Source organism: Tunicatimonas sp. (genome assembly GCF_049647865.1).
Classification (GTDB): domain Bacteria; phylum Bacteroidota; class Bacteroidia; order Cytophagales; family Cyclobacteriaceae; genus Tunicatimonas.
Genome location: NZ_JBARYM010000214.1, coordinates 1 through 6,217, shown reverse-complemented (window position 1 = coordinate 6,217; position 6,217 = coordinate 1). Strand labels below are relative to the sequence as shown.

The window sequence follows — 6,217 nt, the reverse complement described above, 5'->3', positions numbered from 1 at the left end:
GCTTTACAAGTGTTGTCCCGAATTGCTCTTTACGAGGGTACTTGGCAGAAATACCATAACTTAGGCGATCCTACCCCGTGGTTTCAAGCCGCGGCCGATGCGGCTCAGGAATTGATGGAGAGCGGCCCTTATTCACTTTACACTACCGGTGATCCAACCATGGACTATAACGCAATTCACCGGATGACCGACCTTTCCGGTAATCCTGAAGTTTTGTATTGGAGACGCTACGAACTAGGAATTTTCACTAATCACGTGCAGAACTACCACCGAGGTTACAATGGGGGTGCTACTAAAGACATGGTAGAAGACTACCTTTGTACCGATGGTTTGCCTATTACCCTTTCAACAGAGTATCAGGGTGATGAAGTCTTTGAAAACATCTTCGAGAATCGTGACCCTCGCTTGCGCCAAACGGTTCTTCACCCCGACGATCAAGCTTTTTATCAGTACGGTAATACTGATCCTGCGGTAGCTGACTATCCTAAGATTCAGGGGCAGACCAAACCCGGCCAGTCTTCTACTACTGGGTATCATATTATTAAAGTATACGATGTAGTTGCGGCTCACGCTACTTATAATATCTCGGCCACTCCGGCTATTATCCTACGATTTGGCGAAGCTTTACTTAATTACGCAGAAGCTAAAGCTGAACTAGGTACAATCACTCAAGGTGATCTTGATATGAGTGTCAACCTGTTACGAGCTCGCGTGGGCATGCCCGCTATGACGATGAGTCCTCAAATGGACCCTCGCTACGCCGATTTAGGAATTTCGCCTTTGCTCGTTGAAATCCGTCGGGAACGTCGCGTGGAGCTATTTATGGAAGGTGGCCGCTACGATGATATTCGCCGTTGGGCGCAGGGGCAACTTCTAGCAGACAAAGATTTAGGTATGCGTTGGGATGCTTCCAACCAGCAGCGGTTCGATCCTGACGGTGAGTCAACCATTGGCCTTTTTGAAGTTGATGGAGTACCCTATTTGGATGTGTACGCTGGCACCGATTACGCAGACCCTATCTTTGACGAAAGTAAGCACTACTTATGGCCAATACCTATTTCTGTGATTTCTCAGAATCCTAATCTCGGTCAAAACCCAGGTTGGGGAGCTAGTGAGTAATTATTCTTAATAGAAAACTATTGTTTTCTGCATTACGAAAGCCCGTGACCCAACCGTTGCGGGCTTTCTTGTTTAAACCCTAAATGGGTATTTTATCCTATAAATCTACTCCGATGAAGCTCCTGCATGGTACCGTATTTCTGCTAATTTCCTATTGGCTACTCGTCGTACCAACACTGGCCCAGCCTGCACTAGGATATAGCTCCAAGGATTCTATCACTATTGACGAGCGAAATAATCAAGTGTCAATTCAGCGTATTATTGAAATTGATAAGGTGTGGGCGGGTCACCCGGCAGGCTTTAGTCTGCTAACCAATGAAGACCGGCAGTACATTGCTTATTACAATGACGAACGCCACATGATAGTCGGGCAACGCTATCTGCATCAGGATACCTTCGAGCTTCACAAAATACCACCGCACCAGCGGGAGTCGCAGGAAGGAACCAGCACTATACTAGGGTGGGATAGCCATAATTACCTCACGCTGGGTATGGATAAGGAAGGCTATATCCACTTATCCGGAAATATGCACGTAAACGGATTGACCTACTTTAGAAGTGCCGAACCGGGTAATATTACTACGCTGGTACAGATAGAAGAAATGGTAGGTACTGAGGAAAACCGATGCACCTATCCGGTCTTTATGAATACCGCCGAAAACGAACTACTCTTCCGCTACCGCGACGGAGGTAGCGGTAATGGCAACGACATCTACAACAAGTACAATAGCGATACTCAGCAATGGACCCGCCTGGTGGATACTCCTTTAACCGACGGACAGGATTCGGTAAACGCCTACTCCTCCCGACCAAGCTTACGGGAAGATGGCTGGTACCATATGTACTGGGTATGGCGCGATACCCCGGACTGCTCTACTAATCACGATCTTTCCTACATGAAAAGCTCCGATATGCTGCACTGGTACAATGCTTTTGGGCAGCCAATAGATTTGCCCGTGACAGTAGATGATAAGTCGGTGGTGGTTGATCCTATTCCGGTTCAGGGTGGTATTATTAATCTGGCTGCCAAACTCTGTCTAGATGAAGACAACCAGCCGATTTTTGCCTATCACAAATACGATGATGCCGGAAACCTGCAATTCTATACCGCTCAACTGATGGACGAAGAGTGGCAGATCAAGCAAGTAACAGACTGGGACTACCGCTGGTATTTTTCGGGAAACGGCAGCATCAACAGTGAAGTTCGAATAGGACCGTTCAACCGTAGGGAGGACGGATTCTACGAACTGGGCTTCGATCATATTAAGTACGGTACGGGCACATTTCTGCTCAACCAGAACCTGGAGGTACGCGGGGAGGTGCTTAAACCTCAACCATTTACCGCTACCATGGAAGCAGAAGGCGATTTTCCAGATCTAACAATGCAAACCGCTAACGATCAGGGAAAAGGCTCGAACGAGTCAGTTAATTACGTACTGAAGTGGGAAACTCTTCCTCGGAACCGGGACAAACCCCGTCCAAAACCCTGGCCCAAGCCGAGTCAGTTATACCTCTACGAACTGCGCAGTAGTCCGAATAACTAAAAATCATGTATATTTCTGATACAATACACAAACCTAATATCAAATGAGACTCAAATTTATCTATTTATTCACCATCTGGTGCCTAGCCATCGTCACTCCGCTGAGCTCCTTCGCTAATGATGACCCTACTAATTCGGTGAACGACGATCCGGTGAAGTTAGAAAACCCGATGAACGTTGCTTACCTGAAAAAGAAGCTCCGCAAAGGCAGTCCACGACTAATTCTTACTCCAGCCATAGAAAAGCAATTGAAAAAAGACCTGAAGTCCGATGAGGTGGTGAAAAATATGTACGAAGCCATTAAGCTCAACGCTGAAGAAATTCAGCAGCAACCGTTGCTGGAGCGCAAAATGGAGGGACGAAGGTTACTGGGGATTTCTCGGGAGATGCTCTACCGGATGAATATTTTGGGAATGGTCTACCGGATGGATAAAAACCAAAAAGTACTTGATCGCATCAACGACGAAGTAATCGCCGTTTGCAACTTCTCCGACTGGAATCCTTCTCACTACCTAGACGTGGGCGAGATGTCGCTAGCAGTGGCTTTAGCCGTTGACTGGGCCGGGGAAGACTTACCAACATCTACCGTTGAGTTAGCTAAAACCTCGCTCGTTGAAAAAGGGATTAAGCCCAGCTACAATAAGGAAGGCAACACCGGTTGGGTAGATGGTAACAACAACTGGAATCAGGTGTGCCACGGAGGTATGATCGCCGCTTCTATTATAGTGGCTGAGCAGGAACCGGAACTGGCGGCTGAAACCATTCACCGGGCCCTGGAAGGTATGCCTCACGCCCTGGAAGAATACGGCCCGGATGGCGTGTACCCCGAAGGGTCAACTTACTGGAGTTACGGAACTAGCTTTTCTGCGCTTACAGCCTCCATGCTAGAAAGTGCGTTCGGTACTGATTTTGGTTTGGCTGATTACCCCGCCTTTAAGGAAAGTGCCGAATTCCGGGTGCTCAGTATGGCACCATCAGGCTGGTACTATAACTTTGCCGACTGCGGCGACCGGCGTAGCGAGAACGGTGACTTTACGCTGGCTTGGTTTGCCACGAAAACCGGTAATGATGTATATTTTGAGAAAGAACGATTTCTGCGCGACCCAGCAGAAATGGGCGAATTAGTTCGGTCGGCAGGAGCCGGACTTGTATGGCTATCGCAGTTCGATGAAGATGGTGGCAAAGATCTACCCTTAGCATGGAAGGGCGATGGCTCCAACCCAGTAGTCTTTTTCCGATCCGAAGCAGGTAATTCGCACAACTATTACTTCGGCGGAAAAGGTGGTCGGGGTTCGGTAAACCACGGAAATATGGACGCCGGATCGTTTGTCTTTGAAGTAAACGACGTACGCTGGGTAGTTGATCCGGGCAACCAGTCGTATAACGCATTGGAGCAAACCGGATTCAATCTGTGGGGTCGCTGCCAGGAGTGCGAACGCTGGACGTTACTTACTAAAAATAATTACGGGCATAGTACGATCACCGTTAACAACGCTTTACACCACGTAGATGGATTTGCTTCCATCACCGATTTTCAGGATGGCGAACAACCCGAAGCTACCATTGATATGTCGGCAGTTTTTGGCGGGAAAGCATCTAGTGCCACCCGTCGGTTCGTAAAAGAAGACAATCAATCCTTACTGATTGAAGATCAAATTAAACCCAGTGATTCTACCCAACTTATCACCTGGCAGCTAATGACCACCGCCGACGTAGACATCACGGACGGGGGAGCTACGCTGAAGCAAGACGGTAAGGAATTAAAGCTCGAGAACATCTCCCACCCCGAATTAATGGTATCGGTGATATCACTAGACCCAGCACCACTAGAACTAGATCGACAGATTGATGGTTTGAAGCGACTGGAAATCCGCATTCCGGCTTACTTAATGGCGGAAGACGGCGAAACTATTCGAGTACGACTTTCTGCGGAATAGATTCAGGGTGTTCAGGTGTTCAGGTGTTCAGGTGTTCAGGTGTTCAGGTGTTCAGGTGTTCAGGTGTTCAGGTGTTCAAGAAAAATTGTATTACACCTGAGCTCTAAATCATAACTTACTACTGTGAAAGATTTGGAAAATATATATGCTAAAGTCCTTCCTCAATGTAATAAGAGTTTTTTATGTGTAAAGGGGAAAACTTGGTGTTTGAGCGAAGCGACGGGGCCGCCCGGCGGTTTCAAGGTTTCCTAGATTTTTGTCTACTTTTTATCGATGGAAAAGTAGAAGCCCGCCCGGCTCAAGGGCAGAGCATTGAAAATCAAATACTTATATCTTACCACCGATGAGGTCTAATACGTAATTCACATTCAATAACCAACTACCCGCTAGCCAAATGCTTAGAAGAGTATTCTTATTACCTATAACAATCATAATAGCTAGCTGTAGCCAATCAGCGAAAGTTGATATTCAGGGAGAATTAAAGCAATGGCATAAAATAACCTTAGTGTTCGACGGACCGGAAACCAGCGAACTGGCCGATGAAAACCCCTTCCTATATTATCGTCTGGATGTAACCTTTACTCAAGGAACCCGAACCTATCGAGTGCCTGGTTTTTACGCCGCCGATGGCAACGCCGCCGAAACTAGTGCCGAAGAGGGCAATAAGTGGATGGTCCGGTTCACCCCCGACCAAACCGGTGAATGGACGTATAACGTATCATTTAAGAAAGGGGAAGAAGTTGCGATTCAGCAAGACATTAGTAAGGCCACTAGTGCCGAATTCATGGATGGGCTATCGGGAAGCTTCACCATCACCGACTCCGATAAATCGCTACCGGATAACCGGGAACAGGGGCGATTGAATTACGTGGGCGAACGCTATTTAAAATACGCCGAAACTGGCAACTACTTCATCAAGCTCGGAGTAGACGCCCCGGAAAATCTGCTGGCTTACGCGGATATTGACGCTACCCCCAATGTGTTTGATTTGAGAAAAAGCTGGGAACCACACCAGCAGGATGCTGATGAAGAGGCATCCGAGTTTTCGTGGCAGCAAGGTAAAGGGCAGAATCTGCTCGGAGCGATTAATTACCTAGCTTCGGAGTATCTAAACGTCTTCTCTTTCCTCACTTTTAATGTTGACGGCGACGATCGGAATGTATATCCTTACCTGCTAAAAGTACCGGAAGCAGAATATGAAGAGTACGCAAACGTCAAGAAAAACAAAGAAGCTTGGATAACTATGTTCCACCGAACTAGGCTGGATGTTTCTAAATTAGAACAATGGGAACGAATATTTGACTATGCTGAGAGAAAAGGTATGTTTCTACACTTCAAAACCCACGAAACCGAGACGGATCATTTAATGGACAACGGTACCTTCGGCACCGAAGGCAAGCTGTACTACCGAGAACTTATCGCTCGCTTCGGGCACCATCTGGCCCTGAACTGGAATCTAGGGGAGGAAAATAACCAGCCTATCGAGGAAGTTAAGAAAGTGGCAACCTACGTCCGACAGATCGATCCCTACCAGCACGATCTGGTCGTCCATACTTTTCCCAATCAGGATGATCGTTACCAGCAGTTAATCGGCGATCAATCGCCCCTTACCGGAGCT

At 47.4% G+C, this 6,217-nt stretch carries 5 protein-coding genes; all 5 read left to right on the top strand.

The window, feature by feature from the left end; all coding sequences use genetic code 11:
* The coding region (locus tag WBA23_RS06635) for a RagB/SusD family nutrient uptake outer membrane protein (RefSeq protein WP_424581468.1) at positions 1 to 1,119 on the top strand (1,119 nt) is incomplete at its 5' end.
* 113 nt (positions 1,120 to 1,232) lie between these two features.
* Entirely contained in the window at positions 1,233 to 2,663 is a 1,431-nt protein-coding gene (locus WBA23_RS06630; RefSeq protein ID WP_424581467.1) for a BNR repeat-containing protein, read from the top strand.
* Positions 2,664 to 2,706: 43 nt separating this feature from the next.
* Positions 2,707 to 4,599, top strand: a complete 1,893-nt coding sequence (locus WBA23_RS06625) for a heparinase II/III domain-containing protein (RefSeq protein ID WP_424581466.1) — start codon at positions 2,707 to 2,709, stop codon at positions 4,597 to 4,599.
* A gap of 182 nt (positions 4,600 to 4,781) precedes the next feature.
* The gene (locus WBA23_RS06620) at positions 4,782 to 4,946 is read left to right on the top strand and encodes a hypothetical protein (protein WP_424581465.1); all 165 of its coding nucleotides are present in this window, start codon (positions 4,782 to 4,784) and stop codon (positions 4,944 to 4,946) included.
* A 47-nt stretch (positions 4,947 to 4,993) separates the two neighbouring features.
* Positions 4,994 to 6,217, top strand: a 1,224-nt coding sequence (locus WBA23_RS06615) for a DUF5060 domain-containing protein (protein ID WP_424581464.1), incomplete at its 3' end; no start/stop codon positions are given.